A 23,628-nucleotide genomic window follows, 5' to 3' on the forward strand; every position below is an offset into this window, starting at 1 on the left:
CAGCGCAGGAGCTGTTGCGCCGGGAAAGCGAGCTGGCTAACGCGGCTAACGAAGCGAAATCCATGTTCCTTGCAAACATGAGCCATGAAATCCGAACGCCTATGAATGGTGTGGTTGGGATGATCAACCTGCTCAGTGATACGGATTTGACACCAGAGCAAAGCACCATGGCGACAACCATCCGTGACTCATCAATGACGCTGCTTAACATCATCAATGACATTCTGGATTTCTCCAAAATTGAAGCGGGTCAGATGCAGGTCGAAAACATTCCTGTGGAATTCCAGGTCGTGATGGAACGTACTGCAGATGTGCTCTTCCTTCAGGCACAGAAAAAACACATTTCCCTTCTCCTTAAACACGACTCTAGGATTCCTAAGTTCATCATGAGTGATGGAGTAAGGTTGGGTCAGATCTTACTGAACGTGGTGGGTAATGCGGTGAAATTCACCAGTGGTGACGAGCAATATCAAGGTCAGGTCTGGATTATGACTGAACTGCTCGAAAACACTGACGGTGACATGATTGAAATTCGGGTGAAAGACAATGGCATCGGTATGTCTGATGCGCAAATGAACAAGCTTTTCTCTGCGTTTTCGCAGGCAGATACGTCCACAACACGGGTATATGGCGGAACTGGATTAGGGCTGTCTATAACGAAATCTCTTATCGAAATGATGGGAGGAAGCATTCGTGTGGAAAGTCAGGTGGGCGAGGGCAGTTGCTTCATTATGACAATACCTTGTGTTTACGACATGGATGACAGCGTTCAGCAAGACAATATTGATTTCTCCGCAGTGAAGATTTTGTCGGTAGTCCGCTCCCCTGAACTGGGCGAGGTTGTGAAACATAATCTAGAGAGTGTCGGATGTGATGTGGTATCGGTATCTTCGTTTGACCGAGCCGAGAAAGTGCTCACCCACGACTCTCAAGACTTCACGATATTAGTCGCAGGTCCCGAACATAGTGCGAAAGACATAGAAGACACTTACGAAAAAAGCGTCGGTCTGCTGCTTAAAGAAGAGACTAAAACGCTGCTATTGTCAGACGACACATCATCAAGCAAAGGGTTTGTCACCTCCAGAACCATGGTATCGGGTGTTCACCCGCTGAAACCTAGTGAGCTGGAATTGGGTATCGCTATCTTATTGGGTAAACGCAGCCCAATTGCAGAGAAAAGGCAAACGCTGCAAACCACTCAAAATCTCCCTTCTAAAGAGAAAGCAAGAAATGACGGGCGCTTGATTCTGGTTGCTGAAGATCAGCCAACAAACCGTGATGTACTGGAAAGGCAACTTAACCGTCTTGGTTATGTCTGCGTAATGGCAGAGGACGGACTCGCCGCCTATAACATGTGGATGCGAGAGAAGTTTGGCTTGGTTCTGACGGACTGCCATATGCCAGTTATGGATGGATTCGAACTGACAAAAGCCATTAGAAAGCACGAAGAAGAAATGGAGATACCGAAGCCAATTCCGGTCATAGCGATAACCGCCAATGCGCTGGTGGGGGCAAGTGAAGAGTGCATTCAGGCAGGAATGGATGATTACCTTTCCAAACCCGTAGAGCTCACGGCATTGGGTGACATGCTGGAAAAATGGCTGGGTGTGCCTGAAGAGGAGTTGCAACAAGTCGCCAATCTGCCAAATGTTGCTCCGCAAGTTGAAGAACAACTAAATGAAGTGACTGAGATCGAAGACCAGTCCGATACATTGGAAAACGTAATTAATTTTGAACGGCTAGAGGCGATTTTAGGGACAGCCGAAATCGAGTTTCTTGCGCCTTTACTTCAGGGGTACTGGGATTCACTCCAGAACGATATGTCTGCTCTGGAAAGCGCACTGACGGAAAAGAATGGTCAGGAAGTACAGAGCATTGCCCACGCGGCAAAAGGTGCAGCGAATTCAGCAGGGGCAGAAATACTGGCGGAATCGTTTCTCACTTTGCAAAACGAAGCGCTTAAGCAGGACTGGAGCTATTTGGAAAATGTGTACCAGCAAAGCGTTGTTAAAGTCACCGACATACAAAAATACTTAGAACAAGAAAAGATAATTTAAACGTCTGAAAGCCAGGTAACAGCCCGTTGGGGCTAGGAAGGATTAAACATGAAAGCCTCAGAAATGTTCGCAAAAATGACGGTCATGATCGTGGAAGACCATGACTTTTCACGTAAAGCAACATTATCTATGTTGCTCCGTTTAGGAGTAGAAAACATTCTGACTGCACCTAATGGTCAGATAGCGGCTGACAAGCTTGAATGCCATAAAGTGGATATTGTTATCACAGACATCAATATGCCTGAAATGAACGGTATTGAACTGCTTAAAGCTATTCGAACGGGGATGACCAACAACGATAAAGCGACAAAAGTCATTGCCGTGACTTCTTATTCCAACACAGAAGTTTTACGTGCATGCATGAATCTGGATATTAATTCCTTTCTGGTTAAGCCAATCACGATTGATATGGCAAAAGAAAAGATCATTGCTGCATTTGGAGAATCAGCTCAATTGTTTCATGAACATGAATACAATCAGGTGAACTCAGACTTCGACTGCATGACAGAAGAGGTGATGGAACCGCCTAAGATTAAGGAGGTAAAACCGGAACCAGCAGAACCGATATTGCATGAAAACGAGAGATTTGTTTCAAAATTAAGTGATCTGGAAGCGGGAATGTGTCTAAAACAAGACATTTGTGCGGCAAATGGATCACGCCTAATCGCTGCGGGCGTGATACTCAATGAGAGGCTTATTAACCGTATCCACGAGTTGAGCACCATCATTAACATCGACAAACTTAAGGTAGAACTGCCTCCAGAAGGTGTCACAAAAGTTTCATAAAGCTAATTTCATTCGAGAGTTATTAATACTTAGTTAGAGTATGTTTAATTTTTCTTAATTCATTCTCTAAATTAAGAACGGCATTCGCATTAGTTTCCTCTATACTCACCGCAAGAGACATTCGGTAACCACGAATTATTTGTGGTTAATGTTCTTGCAGATATTGCGTACCTGAAACGCAATAAATCAGGCGTAGAGTGAAATGAAAGCAATTTTTCAAATCATTTTAAGCTCCTTTAGGGCGGCAATGGTTTCATTGATCCCATATTTGTTTTTCCGTTCTGCTTGGATAATTTTCATTGTAGTTAACAATAACTACTCGCTAGTCCCCTATGAAGACATAGCAACAATAGATATTTTGCTTGGCAAAATATTCCCAGTATTACTTACCTGTACGTTGGCTTATCACCTTTCATTCCACTTCTTTGACGAACGATTACTGGTTACATCGCTTGCTATAACGATGTTTCTTGTCTTCTCAGGCTACATAACCAAAACAGATGGTGGGTTAGTAATATCGGATGCGTTCGTGTTGGATGACGCCATTTTAATCCCAGTTCTAGTCTGTTTAGGGTATTTTCTTGTCAATCGATACATGAAATACAAGTTAATCCGAACCCGAGTCGTCAACCCAATTCTAGAAGGTGCGATTAACGGTATGATGCCTCACTTGCTGGTGTTTCTGGTTATTGGTGCGGTTTATTTCCTTCTCGAACAAACCAGTATCCATTCTGTGATTGAAATGATTGCGGGCTGGCCAGTGTGGATACAGGCTTATTTTCATACGCTTATTATCCACGTTATCTGGCTCACTGGCGTTCACGGTGCAGCCGCGTACTACACTTTTTTCGACAGCTCATTTGTTTCAGAAATCTACGTTTCTAACATGTCATTCAGCATGTTCTTTGACGTATTCGTTATCTATGGAGGGGCGGGAAGTACCTGGGCACTCATCATTGCCATCATGTTGTTCTCAAACATGAAGTTTGCACGAACCCTGGCAAAAATCTCTATTCCCTTCGCGATCATTAACGTTAACGAACTGCTCGTATTCGGGCTACCGATAATATTTAACCCGATTCTGGCCATTCCATTTGTACTGGTCCCTATGGTGAATCATCTGTTTGCTCAGGTGTATTTGTCGTTAGTGGATGTAATCGTTATCAGAGAAAGTATTGAGTGGGTGACGCCGTCACTTCTTGACTCTTATCTCGTCACAGGAGGTAACGTCAAAGCCATTCTATTACAGGTTTTGATCATTAGTCTGGATGTGATGCTCTACATGCCATTCGTACGCAAGTATTCAAACACCAGCAACGACAGCCTTCTCAACACTTTAATTCGTAAACTCAGGTTCAGTTACGCAGTTCCAGTTCAGAAAGAAGTGAGCTTTCTGGGAATGCACAATGAACTGGTCGAGCAGCAGGACAAGCTTAATAAAAGTTTGAAAGACATACTGGCGGGGGAACTCAGAATTTATTATCAACCCCAATTCGAATCCAAAACTTTGCAAATGATTGGTGTTGAATCTCTGCTTCGCTTAGAAAGCGATCAGAGTCTGAATTCTCCGGATTTTATAAGGCATTTTGAAAATGCCAAAATCGGCGAATACATTGATAAATGGGTGGTGGATACCGTTGAGAGCGACGTGAAAACGCAACCCGTTTTCAGGAATTTTGCTCTGAAGGTAAGCCTGAATCTTAATGTCGACTCACTAGGCGACAAGCAATTCATTAAAGATCTCATCAATAAAATGTCGGGTTATCCTGTCTGTTTTGAGATCACCGAGACCATCTATTCTCAAAATGTTGAGTTGGTCAGTGAAAGCGTAAGGATGCTGCGTGAAGCTGGATTTTTAGTGGCGATAGACGATTTCGGAACAGGGTACTCTAGCTTATCGATGCTCAGCGCGTTGGATGCGGACGTCATCAAGCTCGACAGGCTGTTTCTGAAACAGGCAAATACCGTGAAAGGCAAAGAGCTTTATCGTTCAATGATATCGACGTTAAAAAGACTTGGATTTGTTGTGGTGTCTGAAGGAATAGAAACGGAAGAAGAACTGGAGTTTGTGCAAAGTTGCAATGCGGATGTATTGCAGGGTTACTACTTCTCAAGAGCAATTAATGTTGACGAGCTAGAGCAGTATTTTAACGATGAAGAAGCGCTAGGTCATGCACCTCAGCAGCATTTCACTATTACCAGTTAATCTTCTACTGACTCCCTCAATTGATTGCCCAAGGTCTGATACCAGACCTTGGGCAATGTGATTATCTTCCGCGAGCATAAAGCACAACCAGTACGGTTTTCTTGATGATTTCCCAATCCATCTGAATCCAGCTTGAGAAGGATGTCAGTGCCAGAGCGTAGCTGTGGTCGTAGCCGACTTTTGAACGTACATCTTCAATACAGGTGTCATACCCTTGATTAACCTGCGCAAGCCCTGTTATGCCAGGAAGCACACCATACGTACGGTCTGAGAAGAATGGAATTTGCGGCTCCAGTTTATTGTAGAAATAAGGGCGTTCCGGGCGAGGACCAATCATGGACATATCCCCCTTAAGAACGTTCCAGAATTGCGGAATCTCATCAAGACGAGTCTTACGTAAAAACAATCCTACTCGGGTAATACGTGGGTCGTTGTCCTGTGCCCAGGTCGCACCAGTTTTGGCTTCAGCATCGACATACATGGTTCTGAACTTGATCATATTGAAAACGTTGCTACCTTCTGGAGTTACTCGCCCGACGCGCTCTTGTGCGTAAAAAACAGGTCCGCGAGAGTTAAGCTTTATTGCCAGTGCAATGATTGGGAAGAGAGGCAGTGTCAGGGCAATTCCTACCATTGCGCATCCAAGGTCAAAGACACGTTTAGCCAATGCAGTAGTGGGTGAAACTGAAAATGTCATAATATCCATAGTTCTCTCTCCTAAACTCGTTCCCAGTTGCCTTTTTCAAAGCCAAGGATGTATCGAAGACCACCAATCAGGCTCGCTGCGTGCCCGCTTACTACGTAGGCTAAGGTCTTAAAATGTTTGTAGCTAAATACACTAGGCAAGATAAGTGCCAGCAATGCGAGGGAATATCCTGCAATTTGCAACGCTGTCGCTACCATAAATAACGGGTGTTCACTCAACAGAATGGAGCCTCCCAATGCCGTCATCATCAGATAAGGCATAGTCACTCGCAGCCCCTTTCCAGAGAAGAAGGCAAACGCAACTCCCTTATATTTCGGATTAAATAGTTTGAACAGGCGAAGAATCTGCTGAAGGTTTCCAGCGGAAATTCTTAAACGACGTTTGAAATCTTGCTTCGAACTGGCTTGTTCCATTTCAAGCGCAAGCATTTGGGGCTCGTAGACGCCTTTGTACCCTCGCAAAATGATTCTCATAGGGATAATGAAGTCATCATTGATGGTGTCGAATTCGATCTCTTCAAACAACTTTCTTTTGAACAGGTAGAACGCGCCATGTGCGCCCAGTACGGAACCCAGCATCGCTTCGCTCTGTTTGATTGAACCCTGATAATTCCAGTATTGCTGTTCAACGTGTGAAGCCGACAAGATTTGATATTTGGGGTTGACCACGCCAACATTCGGATCTTCAAAATGCCTGGCAGCAATAAGCAGAGCATCACAGGAAATCAGACTGGATACATCACTCAGTGCGACTACATCCGTGTCTGCCTGACTGACCAGCTTGTTCACCATGGCGACTTTTCCCTGATTCACGTCAAAGTCGAAAATCTCGATATGGATTTCTTCGCAGATAGCTTCCTGAATCGTGTTGTAAGCAATGTTCGCGGTGTCATCTGTGCAGCCGTCGCAGGCTACCCAGACTTTAAGAAGGTGCGAAGGGTAATCCAGGCTGCATACGTTGCGTATCTTTTCGGCAATCCACTCTTCCTCATTGTAAGCAGGAATGATCAAAGTCACGGTAGGAAGACGGTTGTCCATGTCATCTGAACGATAGCAACGCGTATCTTTCATTGTGGGTTGCGGCGCTGCACGTTTGGCGATCATGGCAAGTAATGCCGGATAGCCAACGTGGTGATACAGAACCAGAAAAATGCAAAGAGCTGTCACGCTAATTAGTAACCATTCCATTGTTATTCCCCCTGATCACACAGTTTTTCGTAGGCAGATGTCATATTGCGGATGTCGTAATTTTCGACGACGTAACTTCTTGGTGAAAACGGGCTAGGGCAGTTCAGCATGCTTACCAGAATTTCACTCATAAGAGAGGCATTGTCGGGAAGCACAAGCTGACCTGACTTAAGGCACAGCGACTCTTTTACACCTCCCACATCGGTGGCAACCACCGGAATGTCGCACGCCTGTGCTTCAAGAGTTGATAGCGGGAAACCCTCGTTACGAGAAGGCAGGCAGTAAAGGTCTAGCGAGCGATAGAAATTAACCATGTCGCTGACGAACCCAAGGAAGAGGACTCTGTCTTCAAGTTTGAGTTCTTTTGCCAGTGCCATCAGTGACTCTTTCTCGGAACCGTCACCTGCAATAGCGAGAATGACATTGCATGGCATGTCTTTCAGAGCGTGTATCAGAGTATCCTGTCCTTTAACATGCTCAACTCTTCCTGAGCACCCGATGATTCGCTTGTTGTTTGGAAGCCCGAGCTTTTCTCTTGCTATGTTGGCTGCGCCAGGTGTGAAATGATCACAATCTACGCCGTTGTGAATGGTTTCAACCGGGATGTCATCAAAAATTCGGACTAGCTTGTCTTTCACGAATTCGGCATCGGCGACCATTTTGGGTTTAGAAAGATAACGAGCGATTTTTTCAATTCTGACTTCAGAATCTTCGTTCAGATGCCAGGCATCATGTTCGGTATGAATACGTACCGGAACATTGGCAAACCGAGCTGTAACATTCCCATAAAGCAAAGGACCGATATGATGGCTATGCACTACATCGGCTTTCAGTGAGCTTAATAAGTTCTTCATTTTCATGAACAACCCCAACTCGATGCCGGGTGTTTTGTTGAGAAAGAAAAGCTGATGCTCGTGATCCTTTAATCTCGGCCAGGACTTGAGCGCCTTATCTTTAGACCCTTCCAGGCTAACAACGAATACCTTGTTCGCTTTATCGGCAAACCGCAGCATATCCAATACCATGACTTCAATGCCGCCAGGTCTTAAGTGCTGAACTACATGAACTATGGTCTTCATATTGTGTCTCTCGTTTTTTGTTCGGTTTAGTCTTCTATAGCGAAAGGCGTGCCAATAAATATTGATAATAAATACAATGAGTTAAGTTATCTTTGTGAAAGTGAGTATTTGGTTTCTCAATTTGATAGTCGGTTTGAGAGAACAGAAAAGATAAAGCCCGCAGAAATGCGGGCTTGTCTTTCTAATGCGCTGATCTACGCGGTGGGGGTGATGTCAATCACTGGCATAGAAGTGGTATTTGAACCAAGATCCAGCACACTGTCATCGTCAGTATTTCTCATCTTAGGAACACGGGTTAACACAGGTTTGCCTGTAAGAAGTTCCACTTCGTCGCGTCGTCTGACTGCTGTGTCGGTTAGCTCTAGAATCAGGGCAATACCTGCACCTAGCCCTAGTCCTCCCACGATACCTGCAATCAGAAAGATGATGGGAGGCAGATTGGATGGCGCACTTGGCGTGTAGGGGCGATCAATCACTTTCACGCGCTTTTCCTGTTCGAAAACACCTAGCGAACTGGTTAACCTTGCCATTTCGTATCGTTCCAACAGGTTTTCATACAGCTGGCGTTTCAAAGAAAGGTCGCGTTGCAGGTTAAGTAAGGTTTTTTCGTTCTCACCAAACTTAGACGTCATTTTTTCCAGTTCAGTGATCATGGTTTGAAGGGTTTTCACTTCCTCTTCTAAACTGTCGACCTTTGAACGCGCTTTCTGCAAGTCATCCAGTTGAGAAATCAGAACAGGTTGGTTCTGATCCGAATCTTCGATAGCCGCTGAACTGGCGATGTCCCAAAGTTGAGTACTGTCCAAAGAAGGCTGACCTTGAGCAAGGAGATTCGCGCGTTCTGCCTCGAGCCTTCTAAGGTTGCGAATTTTAGCCTGAACCTTACTGTGAGAGTCCGTGTACTTGGCTCTGAGCAAAGTCAGTTCACTGCGGATTAGAATGATCTGCTCTTCCAGTTTGCCAACAACCGGATTGGTTTTTGATAGCTGAACATCCAGGCTTCCTAACGTTCTTTTGGCTCCGGCGTATTCGGCTTGTCTCTCAAATAGTCTTTGTTTTAGCTGTGCCAGACGGCTTAACGCTTCAAGCTGCATTTCCGGAAGCAATGAACCGTTATCGCTTTTAAACTTCGCCAGCGCGGCTTCAGCGGCGTCCAGCTCTGCCTGACGGTATTTGATGTTCTCGGAAAGAAAGTTCTGAGAATCGGTCATGGAAGAACGCTCTGGCGCAAGCAACTGCTCAACGAAGTGATGGCTTACGGCTTCCAGAGTTTCTTTCATCCCTTCCGACGTGTTTGAGCGATACTCAATTTTTAACAGGTCTCTGCCGATTTTGGTGACTTTAAGATTGTTAGATAGCTGACGAATCACCGCATCCAGTTCAATTGGGGACGGGTTATCACTCACCAAATTTCTTTCTTTGGCAACGGATGCCAGAATATGACGGCTATGAAGCAGTGTTTTTAGCGCATCCAGACGATCTTTCAACATGGTAGACACGGCAAGATCTTCCAAAAACGGGTTCATCTTTGCGGTTTCTTGAATCAGCATGCTGGTATGCGAATCGTAATATCTCGGTGTGGTTTTACCAATCAAGAAACCCAGGATTGGTAGAATGAGGGTCGGCATTAATATTACATAGCGACGACGCCATGCACCCATCAAGATGATTAGAACTCTCTGGCTTAATGTCATCATAGTGCCTCCAACCAGCCTTCAAGCTCGCGAGCACGGTTGTCCCACGAGTGTCTGGCAGCAGCTTCAGGCTGCGATTGATTGATCATAAACTGGCTGTTTTCCAGTGCAGACTTGAACTCTCTCGGGCTTCTTACACAGTGAACCAGCTTTTTGAAAGGTTGCAGTGCCGGGAAATCAGTCGTAACAATGGGTGTGCCCGCTGTAATGTATTCCAGCAATTTTAGTGGGTTGCAGGCTTTGATCTGTTCGTTATCGACAAATGGCAACATGCTGGCTTGCCAATGGCGGCTGTAGCTAGGCAGAGCGTGATGGGGTTTTGGTCCAAGCCAGTGAACATTAGGTAAATTCGGAAGTGGGTTGGTTGCCAGTTCGAGTTGACCAATGAACACAAAGTGCCATTCCGGCATAGAGCGAAATACCTGTTCCAGCATGTCGTAATCCAGCCAGTTAGAAAGGCTGCCATAAAATCCGGCGATAGGGCGACCATCTGTGGGTAAATCTATAGCTCTAGGAACCTGAGTCGAGAACAGAGAATAATCGACACCGTGTGGCAGATACTGAGTTTTGTTCTCTGGGAATTTACTCATCAGGCTTTCACTGGAAGCCAGAATCATGTCTGCTTTTTCGACCAGCTTTTGCTCGTGTTGCAGCACACAGCCATGATCAACGCCAGTCAGAGCACCAAAATCGTCACAGCAATAGTACACAACAGCAGATTCGTTCAGCTCACCGCACAGGTCTGCAGCGGTTGGCAGTGATGTCCATAAAATTGGGTCTTTCATTCCATAATGTTCTATCACTGGCAATAGCTGAGACTTCATCCAGTTTTTCGCCATGTTGCGCGCCCACATTGAACATGGGGCAGGGATGGTGCGCAGAGTGACAACCGGGAAATTAGGTTTAACCTGCATTACTTCGGTGCTTTTCTTTGTTGGGGCAGTAATTTTGGCCCACGCTCTTTTCATGTCGCGCACTGACAATCGAGGCTTTCTCAGTCCAATCGAATTTACCCAAAGTACTTTGCGGTTGTGGCTAATACGGTTGATAAGGTGCTGAGTGCTAGAAGGTAGTCCGCCCCAGTCTTCTCCGAATACAATCAAATCACGAGGCATGGCGAACCTCCTCAATAGTGTCTTGTGTTAGGGATTTAATGACTCTTGCAGGGTTTCCGGCGGCAAGAACCATGGGGGGAAGATCTTTAGTGACAACGCTGTTTGCTGCGACGATAGTGCCTTGTCCTATGGTGACACCAGTCATGACCGACACTCCGGTGGCCAGCCAAACATCGTTTTCCAGAACCACGTCTCCTGTCTGATCATCCGAGCAGGGAGCACCTTGAGCTCTACTCTTAGGGTCAAGCGGGTGACCCGGGTAACCACAGATGAATGAGCGACCAGCAATGCGAACGTTATCACCCAGAACCACCTTAGTACCGACGGCGATAGTGGTTTGCCAGCCTACATCAACATTACTGCCGATTTTCAAAAGCGGCTTATCAGTAAGCGTTCTGCCCGAAAAAGTCGTGTGACCCGAGATACGAGCATTGTCTCCGACTTCGATTGATAAAGGACCTGAAACGAAAGGGACACCACCGTAAAGATAAAGGTTGTCGCCAAATTGGTTGAGGCGACCTTTGAATACTGGTGTGTGAATAAGAACGCGAAGCGTCGTCTGCCAAACAAGACTTATTTGCTGATGGATAAAGTAAGCAAGCTTGCATACCAGATGAGGCAGAGGAAGTTCGAAATTCAAAACGCGTTTAATGTTTCGAAACAGAAATTCGGCGAGTGGGCTGTCGCTATGCTTAAGCCAGTTTTTTATAGATTGTAAATGTAATGAGAGCATAGTCTGTCCTGTTATGCAGTGACGTTTGACTATGCTCTTTCAATGATTGTGCCAGAAAATAAAGTATTAAAATACAGTGAGATACGGTGTCTTCTATGTCAATGACATTGGGATTCTCAATTTGACACGCGTTTTGGATGAGTCTTTTTTGGTTGAAGGTCTCTGCTTAGATGGCTTTTTAGGTTTCTGATTCGGTAACATAACGCCTCCTACATCTTGGCTTTGGTCTGAAACACATCGAAATGGCTTTTGTGTCTCAGACTGACTTTATTGCTTTTTAGCTGATACGTATTTCCCGTCTGAAAAGAGCAACATAAGTTATGTTTGCATTCTGAATGCGTCTATTCGTGTACATCCCGATAACAAATTGTACACATTTAGTATAGACCATGTTTCTTTTGACAAAGTTTCATCTGATTTTTGCCAGCATGTTGAAGTCTCTTAAAGTCAGAAGAGTGCCGGAGCGGCACTCAATCGTGATGTTGTTCTGTTGTTGAACGATTAGTTAATGCCGAGATAATACTGGTGTAGCACTTATCAGCACGATACCCGTGAGCAATGTGCGCTCCCGCTTTGGCAATGTTTTGTAGCGCCACTGGATTGGCTTTCACCTGCTCCAGTTTTTCTTTTAGCGAAGACATATCGTATGGTTTGTACTTCAGGCAGTTAACCTGATTGGAAAGCGCTAAATCCCAGAATGAACCATCGGCAGGGATAATGACACACATTCCCGTGCTCAGTGCCTTCAACACCTGACGCTCGTTATCAAGATTACCGGGCAGAGCCAGATAAATGTTCCCAGGTGCCCACTGAACATCCTCTTCGCAGCGCTGACAGCCAAGCAACGTAGACTGGTGTTTGATGTCTGTATTTTTGTGGATGTTTGCTCCAGTTTCTTTCAGATAGATCGCAGGGCGATTTTCTTTTCTGATGTGAGCAAGTGCATCCAGTAAATGGGCCAGGTTGCGAGTCTGAGTTTCACAAAATACTCGCTTTAGGCTGTTTTCTTCCTGCATGGGTTGATCAACATAGATGTAGCCCATTTTGAAAGGGGTGTACCTTTTGCTCTGAATTATGTCCTGAGCTTGTTGGTGTGCCGTTGTATTTGGGCACTCTTTCCACTGACATGCAATGGCTTCAAGCATGGATTCACGCATGCTCTGTAAATAGAACACTCTATCTGCCTTGGTCAGGCACAGACCGTTTTTAGGCGTCCAGCTCACAGGCTGACTGATTAACTGAACCACCTGATATTTAAGCAAATTGCGAAGAAAAAATACCGGGTAGCTGGCACTGGGTTGAGACGTCAGCAAAACACTGGATATCTCTCCGTAACGCAGGCGAGCAAAAATGACGCAGCAACAGAATGCCAAAGCACGATACCAGCGAACAAGTGGGTTGTTACTGGGTGTCATGGATTTCTGGCTAACCGTGATGCCAGCGTAACCTTCGATCTGCGACTGATCCGGTGCCATAACCGTAATCTTTGTATCATCACCCTGAAGCTGATTAAGAACATCTTGAGTCAAGGATTTGGTGCTTTGACCTTGATCGCCGGACGCGACGACTAGAATGTGTGATGCCTTGTTCATAGTGAACCTCCAGAGGCTTTGCCACCAGTGAGTAACTTAGTGATGTACCCTAAGTTGTTGAGCAAAGGGGATAGATGAGCTGAGTATCGGTACTCGTAATGTGACTCAATCTCTTGCAGGTAAATCGCTGCAAGTGTCACGCAGTACCGTTTCGGGTCAGACAGGCGTTGTGCCAGATAGCGAGCCTGTTCAGAGAAATAGGTCAGTCTGTTGTTATCAGAAGCCATCATCTCAATGGCTTCTGCGAGTGAAACATGTGAATGCGCCAGTGCCAGGAATCCAGTCATTCCCTGACGAATGACTTCCGGGTTAGAACCAATCATTGGGGCGATTGCAGGAAGCCCGCAGCGCCCGGCTCTGACAATGTGGTCTCTTGCGCCGTCTTTTCTCGCACCGCTAATGTAGGCATCAGCTTGCTCGAAGTAGGGAGTATGATCATCAGGGCTGTATACAAAATGCACCGAATCTTTGATATCAAGCAACATAGCCTGTTGCTCAAGCTGACTGCGTTCTTCACCCTGTCCGAGCAGTACAAGGTGTGTATTTGGGCATTCCATACGCGCCATCGACAACGCTTGTATCAGGGCGTCAATCCCACTTTCCTGAGTTAATGGTTCGCTGTTAATCAGTAAAAACGCGTCATTTTCCAAATTGAAGTGGGTATTTAAATCCAGCACCTTTGCGCGGTGAGAAGGTGAAACCGTCGCTGCAACAGGTCTTTGTACTACTTCGATCTGTTCGCCAGGATATCCCAGAGATTTTAAGGCTGAGGCGACATGATTACCCGGAGCGATAAGTTTGGGCATTAAACGAATACCCAAAGGCAAAGAATCAACGGAAGTAAATTTGGCTTCTACGTCTACCATAATGGGAACATCACAGTGATTGGCTACCCAATTCATCCACTGACAACTTAAGCTGTCTAAGCAATGGATCAGAGATATACTCTCTGTGCGCACAATTCGCTTTCCAACTTGGTATTTTTGATACCATCCGGCCAAAGAAGACGTAGAACTGGAGTCAGACGAGTAAAATAAGACTTCAGGAAATTCTCGTTGAAGGAGAAATTCTGTTTCTGCATCCAGACAGTGCCAGAGGGTGACAGTAAAAGATTGAGTCTGCAGACCAGAGCAAATTGCGCGGAGGCGTGCAACAACGTCAGTCGCGTCAGAATTGTCATATTGGACCAACAAAATATTGGTTGTGGTATCCATGCTGCCTCCCTAAGAATCGCTTTTCTGATTAGCTTGAATTATTAGGGAGCAATAGATGTGCCAATCTAATGATTGTAATTATCTTGTTGATTTATATAAAAGTGATAAATTGATGTGCTCTTTGTTTCTTATTATTGAAGAGGTTCATTTTCATTTTGAAAATGCATTCTCAAAATGAAAATGCTAGCAATGTTGATGGTAGATTTGCAAAATTGATGGAATAACTGCCTGAGTTGAAAAGCCTTTTTCTACAGCTCTTTTAGCGGCAATTCGGATTGCCATTTTTTTGTCGCGTGGCATGTTTTGCCAATCTGATATTGCCATAGGGAAGCTGGCGTACTCTTTTATCCAGCCATTTTCGCCATTAATTACCAGTTCTGACAGATTTCCGACCGGTGTGCAAAGTACCGGAACACCTTGTGCCATGGCTTCTAATGCTGACATTGGCAGCCCTTCGTAGCGAGAAGGAATCACAAGAAGCCCAATGTCTGACCAAATCTTTGACATGTCTTTTTGATGACCATGAAAAACAACATTGCCTGAAGCCTGAGGTTTCAGGTCTTCCTCCATCGGACCACTGCCATAAATGTGATAGTCAGTCGAAAGGTCAAGAGCTGCCATTTCTAAAAAGCGATCAGGAGCTTTTTCATGACTCAATCTGCCAACAAAGGCGATCTGTTTTCCTTCGCTAAACGGCAGGTCATCTGTACTCACAAAATTCCGAATTACGGGAACTGAATGTGAAAAGCGTTCTGCGATAAGTGGGCTGACTGCAAAATTGTGCTTGCAGATCCGAGCGGTTTTCCTATCCAGCCAGTCGTAAAAACGAAGCTTACCAGAACCTATTTCGCCTGCGTGGAATGTACTGATGACGGGTATACCCGTTACCAATGAAACTAGCCTGGCGAATATGCCTGCTTTGTATCCGTGGGTGTGCACGATATCAGGGTTTTGGGATTTTGCCTGTTGGTAGAAACCCGGTAGTGTTCCATTAAGAAATTCAAAGGGAATATCGGCTTCTTTCAACTTTTCGAGCATTGGGTGGGGAGTCGGGTATTCACGTAAGAACATAACGCTTACGTCGCAATGCAACTGGCGTAATCCAATAGCCAGTTGCACCACGTGGGATTCAATACCTCCGAACCCCTGAGAATCGAGAGTCAGCCAAACCCTGAGTGGGTTAGTCCTCTTCTTCATGGGTTTCCCATGCCTGTTTTTTACGATAAAGAGTGGATGGGCTAAGTTCCAGAAGCACAGCTGCATTCAGTACATTTCCATCGCAGTATTCAATTGCGTTCTGAATTGCCTCACGCTCAATCTCTGCCATTGGTCTGACAGGCATCTTACCCATTTCAGCAGGCTCTGGGGCGGGAGGGGCTTCAAAATTGGGGGTTGCCGCAGATACCGCGACTTCCGCTTCAGCGTGTACGGGCTCGGGAATGGAAACAACCACTGGCTCAGGTTTTGGTACCGGTGCTTTAATAACTCTTGAAGCACTGCCGACACCAGCCGACATGGTGTTCAATGGTGGCGGTAGGTGCTCCATTGACACTTGAGGTTCATCGTTAAGTACAACGATATTGCGAATAATGTTTTGCAACTGACGTACGTTACCCGGCCAGTCGTAGTTACACAGAACCAACTCAGCGTCGCGTTTAAAGCCAGTGAACTTCTTCTTATCTTCACGGGCGTATTTGCGCAGGAAGAATTTGGCTATGTCGATAATGTCGGTTCCGCGTTCGCGGAGAGGAGGCAGGTTAATAGGGACGACGTGAACGCGGTAATACAAATCTTCACGGAAACGACCTTCCTGAACCTCTTTCAGTGGGTCGCGGTTGGTTGCACAAATAATCCGGCAGTCCACCTGAATTTCTTTTGTGCCACCAAGCGGAGTGAAACGTCCGGTTTGCAGAAAGCGAAGAAGCTTTTTCTGCATATCCAGTTCCATCTCACACAATTCATCCAGAAACAGTGTGCCGCCATTTGCCTGAGAGGCTGCGCCTTTTCTGTCTGTCGTCGCGCCAGTAAACGCGCCTTTCATATGACCGAAGATTTCGCTTTCTACCAAATCTCGTGGAATCGCGCCGCAGTTGAGGGCAATAAAAGGCTTGTTTTTACGATTGCTCTGGTTGTGAATGGCTTCTGCACATACCTCTTTACCAGTACCGCTCTCACCACAGATAAAGACACTGGCGGTGGTAGGAGCAACCGAATCAATAATCTTGTATACCGCCTGCATAGGCAGAGAGGAACCGATGAAGCCCTGATAACGCTTTCTGTCCAGCGTTGATTGCAAATCTTCAACAAGGTGCTCTAGCTTGTTTCGCTGCAGATGGTTTTTTATGGAGGCTTTCAGTCGATCGGCATTAATGGGTTTTTCGAGAAAATCGTCGGCACCGATTCGCATTAAATCGACGGCGACATTCACTGAACCGTGAGCAGTCGCAATAATGACAGATGTGGAAATTTGGTTTTCCCGAATCCAGGCAAGGACATCCTGACCATGCATATCAGGCAGTTTTAAATCCAGTATCACGAGCTGAGGTGGATTCTTTTCAATAAAGTCTTTAGCTTCTGCACCCGTCGCTACGTGAAAAAAATCGTACGGTTCATCTTTTACGTACTGTTTGTAGAGTATCGCCAGTGACGTTGAGTCTTCGACTAGCAGAACTTTAGGTTGAGTCATAGTTTTTCATCTCCCATGCCCTGACATGGTCCCCGATTCTTAAGCAAGTAGTCTTATCTTGTAAGCAATTAATCGCTATTATTCTAGTTTGATATTAAGTTAAGCAGACAACTCTAGTGGATGCAAAGTTAAGCCCATATTTTTAAAACAGTTTTATGGGCTAACTAACAGTTCCACTTAAATAAGAGATTTCGTTACTCAAATCCTCTTGCACTTCGTTCGCGTAATGCCGCAAAAGACAGGTCTGCGACTCTCGGCAGGGCAGCGGCACATTCCAGTGCTTCTTCAACTTTCTTTTCGACGCAGAGCATTTCTATTTTTCGAGCGTGTTTGGAAAGCCTCTGATTTCCCAAAGTGACGGAACTGCTTCCTAGTGTATGAGATTCAAATTCAAGCGCTTCTATGTTCCGGGTGTTGGCCGCTTCCATCAGATGAGAAACGCGGTCTTTCGATTCCTGCAGGTAGAATTCGATCAGTTCAGGTAACACACTGGCATCGGTGTCGCGGATGATCTGTTGAATGACTTCTTCGTCGACCAGAGTCGACCCATCGTCATTGTGTTCAAAAGCCGTTATCGCGGCGATGTCATTTTTTCTTTCTGTTGAGCTGTTTTCCATAACATCCTCATTTTTTTTATCACCTAAGTGTAAGCTTAGACAAGATAGTAAAGTTGAGCGATTAAAAGGTTTAGAAAGGTAGTCCGACATCCCAGAAGAAAGGAATCTTTCTTTGTCGCCCGACAACGCATGAGCCGTCAGGGCAACAATTGGAACATTGGAATATTCTTCAGACAGGGCGCGAATGTGTTTCGTCGCTGTCATGCCATCCATCTCAGGCATTGAGATGTCCATAAGAATCAGGTCGTAGTGCTTGCGCTTAACGGCATCTATTGCTTCGCGCCCATTATTGGCGATATCCGGGGTGACACCTGCGTGTTGCAATGTGCTTTTGATAACAAGCTGATTGGCACTGTTATCCTCAACCACTAACAGGTTTCGACCTGCCAATGTGAAATCGGTAGTGGGGGACTGATGAAAATGCTGGTCGACTTCACTCTGATTTGATTTTTCAAACAGGACGCTAAATTTAAATTCACTTCCGATGCCTTCCACACTTTGTACGCTGATGTTTCCATCCATTAAATGGAGAAGCCTTTGAGTAATCGCGAGGCCAAGACCCGATCCTTCATAATGACGAGCGAAGGACTGGTCGACCATGGTGAACTCATCAAACAGATGAGGAAGGTAGTGTTCTGCAATGCCAATTCCGCTGTCTTTAATTGAACACAACAGCTCTACTCGTGATTCGTGGTATTCCGCATGAACGTGAACATCCACACCGCCATGCTCTGTAAATTTCACCGCATTACCAATCAGATTAAGCAAGACCTGCTTGAAGCGATAGGCATCACCGTACACGTAAGCGGGAACGCTCGGGCTGACATTCAGATCAATATAAAGCCCTTTTTCTTCTGCCTGAGGTTTAAAGAAATCAACCGACTGAGTAAGGCTTTCATTTAAGTCAAAAGCTGAAGGCTCAAGCATCAGTGTGCTGGCTTCCATTTTGGAGAAATCCAGAATGTCGTTGATGATAGAAAGAAGCAATTGACCTGAGTTAGTTGCAGTATGAACCAGTTCTTTCTGTTCAGTACCGAGAGGCGTTTGTTCCAGACTTCCAAGTAATCCGAGTACGCCATTCATTGGGGTACGGATCTCGTGGCTCATTGAAGCAAGAAAACGGCTTTTGGCTTCGCTTGCTGACTCCGCCTGCTTGCGAGCCACTTCCAGTTCTTTTTGTTTGTCTGCCAGTTTTTGAGACATGGAGTTGAACGCTTTGGCAAGTTCGCCTATTTCATCTCCTTCCGCAATTGCGACCTGAACACCGGGACCTTCTTGAGTGACAAGTTGCGCCGCATGCTTAATTTTATACAGGTTTCTCGTCAGGTAAGAACCCAGTATTAACGAAAACAGAGTAACTAAAGCCACTTCAATCGAGGCGATACTTAGTATCCAGGTTTTCGCGTTGTCTAGCATGCCGTGTATGTCTTTGGTTGCGAACCCCATTTCAATATGACCATGCCTTAGCGAGCCGGTGGTAATGGATGTTGCCCGATCAAACACGCCATCCTTCGCAGAAGAAAGCCCAGTGTCCATGGCAGCAAAGTGCTGCAGCAGGTTTTGCTCACCGCCTTCCACCAAAAGTCTGCCCTGATCGTTATAAATTCGGACGTAGCACAAATCTTTTAGATCCAGAATGTCGTCAACCAGCGTTTGCAACGTCGCAATGTCGGACGAGATCACAGCATCTTTGGTTGCTCCAGCGAACATTTTCAGGGTGGTGTCGGCACGCTGTAGAAGCTGTTGCTCGTTAGAATCAGACAGAAATTTGACTGCGCTCAGCACCAGAGTCATCAGCATAATGATTTCTATGCCCGCGATGCCGATGATGGTTTTCAACCGAAGATTCATTGTTGTCTCCTACGCATGCTTTGGCTCAATGAGCATTAATAAGGTGTCATCATTTGGGGGAGTGCCTGCCAATGCGTCGAAGCTTGCCATCACAGTGTCTATGGCTTCCTCTATGGGAAGCTCAAGTGTGTGAAGCAGTTGTTTTTCTATTTCTTTTGTTAGTTGTGTTCTCTCTGTGACGGTGTCACCTGATTCAAATAACCCGTCTGTAAATAATGCGATTCGTTGTTTTTTCCCTAGGGTTAGCTTGAGTGGTGAGTACAGCGTTTCTGGTAACAGACCCGGAAGCATGCCCTGAACAGAAATGGTCTCTAGTCCGTTTTCTGATATTAGAAGTGGGCAAGGGTGACCTGCAGAAGCGAGCTCGATTTCGTTGTTCCCATGTAGAGAGAAGGCGCAGCTGGTCAGGGTAACCTGAGAAAGTAACTGATCGTCAAATGCACTATCAGACAACTGACCAAGCAACTGGCACGGGTCAGCTTCCTGAGTGTTGTTTAGCAGCCCCCGCAGATAACCAGCGTAAGCATAGGAAAAGAATTTTGCGCTGACATCGTGACCCATGACATCAGCGAGAACATACAAATCTTCACGACCAAATGCTTTTGATAGCAGGAAGTCGCCACCGCCGCATCCTGTGTTCCTCTGGCGTACTGCGATATCCCAGCCAGAGTCTGGGGAATGGATCTTAGGAAGCAAACTGTTGGTGATTTTTTCATCCAGCCGATGAGAAAGATGGTTGTAAACCTGCTCAGAACGGGCGAGAACCCGCTGAACCGAGAACAACAACGACTTCTTATCCACGGGTTTAATAAGGTAGTCATCGATCCCGAGGTGGTTGGCGTTCATCTGTACATTTTCACCCGCCAGTGCAGTGAGAAAAATAAAAGGAATTGACTGACCATCCTGAGCGGACTTAATTGCCTGGCGAAGCTCCAGACCACCCATGGTAGGCATCTGGATATCGGAGATAATTAAATCGTATTTGTTGACCTTAATTAACCCCAGAGCCTGATCGCCATTTTGCGCGCAGGTAATGGTAAAGTCCTTATCAAGATAAGCTTTGTACACTCTGAGCAGTAATGGATCGTCGTCGACGATCAACACATCTGGTTTTCGAGTCTGGATGGGAATATCCCAACTCATCAATAACGTATTGGTTCCGTTGTTAGTTGAGTATTCAAGGTGCTCGCAAAAGGTCTGAATGAGGGCGATTCCACGACCTTCCTCTGATTCCGTAAAATGGGTAATTATGTCTTTCGAATCTTTCAGGGTCGGATCCCATTGCTGACCGGAATCCGACACAGACAAGAACAGTTTGCTCGCATTCTTTTCTAAGATAACTCTGATAGAAGGGCTTTGCGGTGATGCATGCTGAACCAGATTGGTTGCCCACTCCGAGAAACACAGCAATATGTTATTTTTAAGGTTTGAAGCACTCAAAGTACTGTTTAGTGCTTTGGATAGACATTGCCTGAGTACGGTAACCGACTCTAAATCAGTGTGTCTTTCGTGTTCGAAAAGCTGAATGTTTCTTTGTGTACTCATATGCTCACCTGTAAGAAACGTGCTTTGCGAATAGACAGTGTTATTTTGGAAACCCAACTCTTGGGCAAGAATCTCGCTTTTTCTATCTGACGGCATAGCTCATCCGCCAGACTCGGGTGATGAAGATCATTGATTACAGTGCCCACCAGATTGGCGTTATTGTCATTAAGATGCGCCATCGCAGATGAGAGCTCTGACTGATTGGTTTTGCCTGCCATCAACATCAGAATGGTTCCGTCGCAGGCACCTGCAACGGTTTCTGCGGGTATGTTATTGGCGTTAAGCTGAGAAATGGGGCTGGTATCGATGATCACTCTGTCATAGTCCTTTAACCATTCCTCAATCTTCTGTTTCAACATATGTGGCTGGCGGAACCCCATAATCTCTGCTTTCTCAGTAGGAGCGTTTACCCCAGTAATAACTTCATGCGTCCCTTCGACAATAGCCAGATGCTGACAAGGTCCCGGTGTAGGCTCGGGTTCAATGGTATTGCCATCAGGATCTATCACGTCGAAATCTTCAAATACGTCTTCACTGTCGCCTGAGTTTGGCAGCATGGTTGGCAGATCAAGCGTCATAAGGCTGGGGTGTTTAAGGTTTAAATCCACGAACAAAGTTCGGTAGCCAGCAAGCAGGTGTCGCTCTGTTAACGCCAGCGCCATTGAACTCGAACCCTCACCACAGTTAGTTGACGTAATGCAGAGAGAGCGACAGTGGTGCTTCTCTAGTTGCAGAAACACCTGCTCAATTTCCATATTGCACGCAGGTATAGACATTACAATGCTCCTATCAGGGCGATCGTCGCCAATACACGGAAAACGTCATCTAAACCGGTTCGCACTTTTTCCAGCATACTTTCGTCCATTCTTGGCACATACACGGTATCACCAGCACGCAAAACAGGTAGGGAACGGAAATTAGCAGTTCGGCTGAACTCGATAAGGTCAAAGGTTCTGGCTTGTCCCTGACAGCAAGACATGTTGACCACACTGATTTTTTCAAGGTAGGCGTTGTTGTCTGGTCCGCCTGCTTCAGCCAGTAAGTCGAGAATGGTCATGGTGTCGTTAAAGCGGTAGCGCCCGGGGTTCCTTACTGCTCCCAACACTCGAATGGTGGATTCTTTACTTTCATCCAGCCAGTTCTTGTTCTTTTCTGGAACATAGATGGTGTCGCCGGGTTTTACTTTTGGCAGCAGCGACTCGTCTCCTGTTTCAAAATACAAAGAAAGGTTGAGCTTGCTGACTCGCGCGTATTTTCCGTTTCTATGGGTAACCCGAATGTTGTGAATGTCGGCATTTTGAGTAGGACCGTCAGCCGCAGCAAGAATGTCCAGAAAGTGCATGTCTTCAGTAAAACGGTAGCGACCAGGGGCAGAAAGCTGACCGAATACGTAAATAGAAGCATCGGAAGCCTGACGAACCCATTGTGCTTTGTTGTCAGAAGGGTCTTGTGGAAGGTCGTGAACTCGTACCGTACTGCCCGCACGAATTAATGGGAGTTCAGAGTCGCTTGCTCCACGCTTAATAAAATCGTCCAGATCAAAAACAGTCAATTGAGGAACGCCAGCAGGAGTAGGGGTGACGACTTCAATTCGGCTGGTATCTGCGCGCCCGACAGGTCCGCCAACATGAGCCAGAAGATCCATTAAGTTCATTTCATCAGACCATTCAACGCGACCCGGTCTTTTCACTTCTCCGATAACACGCACAGCGCGGTTTGGTGCAATTTTCAGCCACGATTTTTCGTTGATGTCCGTTTTCTCAGGAACAAAGATGGCATCACCCGGACCAATGGCTGGTGGAGCGACACGCTGTGTCCCTTCGGTGTATCCAGAAAGGTCAAAGTTAATGACTCGGCCACTACTTTTTATTACCCGAATCTGGCGAGATTCGGCGAAACGGGTAGGGCCTCCGGCATTTGCCAGAATGTCCATAAAGGTCGCGCCTTCTTTGCCCTCGAACGCGCCGGGTTTAGCCACTTCACCCATGACATACACAGTGTTGGAACCGGACTTAATTTCTTCTTCCTGTTTAGGTACGAAGATCGTTGCCCCGGGAACCAGATTGGGTAAAAGGTTGGCATTACCAGTATCCAGATATTTCTTCAGGCTGAACAAGGTAGGCTCGTTGTGAGTGATGACCCGAATTTGCTCCACAGCGGCATAGCGTGTGACACCACCTGCGCGCATCAGAAGATCGACTAAGTTGTTCTCTTCCTTATAGGAAAATGTACCCGGTGCATTCACTTCGCCGAATACTTTGATCGCATTTTTACCATCGGCTGCATCACCGGAATCAGCGAGTTTGGCGGGGTCGAACTCTTGTTCGATATTGCCCACCATGGGGGATGCCGGAATAAAAAGAATGTCGAGGGATTTCATATCTGGCAACAGGTTTTCGTTACCCGTATCGAGAAAAGCTTTGTAGTTGAAGACCTGAACTTGTTCGCCTCTGCGAAGCTGTATCTGATCTAACTGCGCACCAGAACGCAATCCTCCGGCGGCATGAAGTGCCAGTTGAACACTGTCGCCTTGCTGCAAAGTGTATTCACCCGGGCTTTC

The 23,628-nt window shown here is 46.0% G+C and carries 17 protein-coding genes; 3 read left to right on the forward strand and 14 right to left on the reverse strand.

Features of this window, described 5'->3' with window-relative positions; all coding sequences use genetic code 11:
* From RH89_RS24960 to RH89_RS24970, 3 genes are all read left to right on the forward strand, one after another.
* A partial coding sequence (locus tag RH89_RS24960; RefSeq protein WP_004408103.1) for a hybrid sensor histidine kinase/response regulator occupies nucleotides 1–2,057 on the forward strand: 2,057 nt, incomplete at its 5' end.
* A gap of 48 nt (nucleotides 2,058–2,105) precedes the next feature.
* A complete protein-coding gene (locus tag RH89_RS24965) occupies nucleotides 2,106–2,843 on the forward strand; it encodes a response regulator (RefSeq protein ID WP_004408105.1) in 738 nt (245 codons plus the stop codon).
* 202 nt (nucleotides 2,844–3,045) lie between these two features.
* A complete protein-coding gene (locus RH89_RS24970; protein WP_004408107.1) occupies nucleotides 3,046–5,049 on the forward strand; it encodes an EAL domain-containing protein in 2,004 nt (667 codons plus the stop codon).
* A gap of 61 nt (nucleotides 5,050–5,110) precedes the next feature.
* Here the strand turns inward: RH89_RS24970 and RH89_RS24975 are convergent, their stop codons facing one another.
* The 14 genes from RH89_RS24975 to RH89_RS25040 all read right to left on the reverse strand — a co-directional run.
* A complete protein-coding gene (locus tag RH89_RS24975) occupies nucleotides 5,111–5,755 on the reverse strand; it encodes a sugar transferase (RefSeq protein ID WP_004408109.1) in 645 nt (214 codons plus the stop codon).
* Nucleotides 5,756–5,766: 11 nt separating this feature from the next.
* Complete coding sequence (locus RH89_RS24980) at nucleotides 5,767–6,942, reverse strand: glycosyltransferase family 2 protein (protein ID WP_004408111.1); 1,176 nt, start codon at nucleotides 6,940–6,942, stop codon at nucleotides 5,767–5,769.
* A gap of 2 nt (nucleotides 6,943–6,944) precedes the next feature.
* The gene (locus tag RH89_RS24985) at nucleotides 6,945–8,021 is read right to left on the reverse strand and encodes a glycosyltransferase (protein WP_004408113.1); all 1,077 of its coding nucleotides are present in this window, start codon (nucleotides 8,019–8,021) and stop codon (nucleotides 6,945–6,947) included.
* Between the two features lie 194 nt (nucleotides 8,022–8,215).
* Nucleotides 8,216–9,718 carry a GumC family protein gene (locus tag RH89_RS24990; RefSeq protein WP_080564074.1) on the reverse strand — a complete coding sequence of 501 codons (1,503 nt, stop codon included), beginning with the start codon at nucleotides 9,716–9,718 and terminating at the stop codon, nucleotides 8,216–8,218.
* The gene (locus RH89_RS24995) at nucleotides 9,715–10,830 is read right to left on the reverse strand and encodes a glycosyltransferase (RefSeq protein WP_004408117.1); all 1,116 of its coding nucleotides are present in this window, start codon (nucleotides 10,828–10,830) and stop codon (nucleotides 9,715–9,717) included. The genes RH89_RS24990 and RH89_RS24995 overlap by 4 nt, the downstream gene beginning before the upstream one ends.
* Nucleotides 10,820–11,563 carry an acyltransferase gene (locus RH89_RS25000; RefSeq protein WP_004408124.1) on the reverse strand — a complete coding sequence of 248 codons (744 nt, stop codon included), beginning with the start codon at nucleotides 11,561–11,563 and terminating at the stop codon, nucleotides 10,820–10,822. Before RH89_RS25000 ends, RH89_RS24995 begins: the two co-directional genes overlap by 11 nt.
* Nucleotides 11,564–12,033: 470 nt before the next feature.
* Complete coding sequence (locus tag RH89_RS25005; RefSeq protein WP_004408127.1) at nucleotides 12,034–13,155, reverse strand: hypothetical protein; 1,122 nt, start codon at nucleotides 13,153–13,155, stop codon at nucleotides 12,034–12,036.
* Complete coding sequence (locus RH89_RS25010; RefSeq protein ID WP_004408128.1) at nucleotides 13,152–14,369, reverse strand: glycosyltransferase family 4 protein; 1,218 nt, start codon at nucleotides 14,367–14,369, stop codon at nucleotides 13,152–13,154. The genes RH89_RS25005 and RH89_RS25010 overlap by 4 nt, the downstream gene beginning before the upstream one ends.
* A 183-nt stretch (nucleotides 14,370–14,552) precedes the next feature.
* Nucleotides 14,553–15,566 carry a glycosyltransferase family 4 protein gene (locus RH89_RS25015; protein WP_004408130.1) on the reverse strand — a complete coding sequence of 338 codons (1,014 nt, stop codon included), beginning with the start codon at nucleotides 15,564–15,566 and terminating at the stop codon, nucleotides 14,553–14,555.
* Complete coding sequence (locus RH89_RS25020) at nucleotides 15,550–17,055, reverse strand: sigma-54-dependent transcriptional regulator (protein WP_004408132.1); 1,506 nt, start codon at nucleotides 17,053–17,055, stop codon at nucleotides 15,550–15,552. Before RH89_RS25020 ends, RH89_RS25015 begins: the two co-directional genes overlap by 17 nt.
* A 194-nt stretch (nucleotides 17,056–17,249) precedes the next feature.
* A complete protein-coding gene (locus tag RH89_RS25025; RefSeq protein WP_004408134.1) occupies nucleotides 17,250–19,523 on the reverse strand; it encodes a HAMP domain-containing hybrid sensor histidine kinase/response regulator in 2,274 nt (757 codons plus the stop codon).
* Between the two features lie 9 nt (nucleotides 19,524–19,532).
* Nucleotides 19,533–21,068 carry a SpoIIE family protein phosphatase gene (locus RH89_RS25030; protein ID WP_004408136.1) on the reverse strand — a complete coding sequence of 512 codons (1,536 nt, stop codon included), beginning with the start codon at nucleotides 21,066–21,068 and terminating at the stop codon, nucleotides 19,533–19,535.
* Nucleotides 21,065–21,844 (reverse strand): P-loop NTPase family protein, encoded by a 780-nt coding sequence (locus RH89_RS25035; RefSeq protein ID WP_004408138.1) that lies wholly within the window; start codon nucleotides 21,842–21,844, stop codon nucleotides 21,065–21,067. Before RH89_RS25035 ends, RH89_RS25030 begins: the two co-directional genes overlap by 4 nt.
* On the reverse strand, nucleotides 21,844–23,628 hold a 1,785-nt coding region (locus tag RH89_RS25040; RefSeq protein WP_004408140.1), incomplete at its 5' end, for an SLBB domain-containing protein. The genes RH89_RS25040 and RH89_RS25035, both read right to left, overlap by 1 nt.

Origin of the sequence: Vibrio nigripulchritudo ATCC 27043 (assembly GCF_000222685.1) — a bacterium.
Lineage (GTDB): Bacteria > Pseudomonadota > Gammaproteobacteria > Enterobacterales > Vibrionaceae > Vibrio > Vibrio nigripulchritudo.

Excerpts from the sequence above, each read along its gene's own strand:
- RH89_RS24965 (WP_004408105.1), top strand. The coding sequence starts at position 2,106 with ATGAAAGCCTCAGAAATGTTCGCAAAAATGACGGTCATGATCGTGGAA.
- RH89_RS24970 (WP_004408107.1), top strand. The coding sequence starts at position 3,046 with ATGAAAGCAATTTTTCAAATCATTTTAAGCTCCTTTAGGGCGGCAATG.
- RH89_RS24975 (WP_004408109.1), bottom strand. The coding sequence starts at position 5,755 with ATGGATATTATGACATTTTCAGTTTCACCCACTACTGCATTGGCTAAA.
- RH89_RS24980 (WP_004408111.1), bottom strand. The coding sequence starts at position 6,942 with ATGGAATGGTTACTAATTAGCGTGACAGCTCTTTGCATTTTTCTGGTT.
- RH89_RS24985 (WP_004408113.1), bottom strand. The coding sequence starts at position 8,021 with ATGAAGACCATAGTTCATGTAGTTCAGCACTTAAGACCTGGCGGCATT.
- RH89_RS24990 (WP_080564074.1), bottom strand. The coding sequence starts at position 9,718 with ATGATGACATTAAGCCAGAGAGTTCTAATCATCTTGATGGGTGCATGG.
- RH89_RS24995 (WP_004408117.1), bottom strand. The coding sequence starts at position 10,830 with ATGCCTCGTGATTTGATTGTATTCGGAGAAGACTGGGGCGGACTACCT.
- RH89_RS25000 (WP_004408124.1), bottom strand. The coding sequence starts at position 11,563 with ATGCTCTCATTACATTTACAATCTATAAAAAACTGGCTTAAGCATAGC.
- RH89_RS25005 (WP_004408127.1), bottom strand. The coding sequence starts at position 13,155 with ATGAACAAGGCATCACACATTCTAGTCGTCGCGTCCGGCGATCAAGGT.
- RH89_RS25010 (WP_004408128.1), bottom strand. The coding sequence starts at position 14,369 with ATGGATACCACAACCAATATTTTGTTGGTCCAATATGACAATTCTGAC.
- RH89_RS25015 (WP_004408130.1), bottom strand. The coding sequence starts at position 15,566 with ATGAAGAAGAGGACTAACCCACTCAGGGTTTGGCTGACTCTCGATTCT.
- RH89_RS25020 (WP_004408132.1), bottom strand. The coding sequence starts at position 17,055 with ATGACTCAACCTAAAGTTCTGCTAGTCGAAGACTCAACGTCACTGGCG.
- RH89_RS25025 (WP_004408134.1), bottom strand. The coding sequence starts at position 19,523 with ATGAATCTTCGGTTGAAAACCATCATCGGCATCGCGGGCATAGAAATC.
- RH89_RS25030 (WP_004408136.1), bottom strand. The coding sequence starts at position 21,068 with ATGAGTACACAAAGAAACATTCAGCTTTTCGAACACGAAAGACACACT.
- RH89_RS25035 (WP_004408138.1), bottom strand. The coding sequence starts at position 21,844 with ATGTCTATACCTGCGTGCAATATGGAAATTGAGCAGGTGTTTCTGCAA.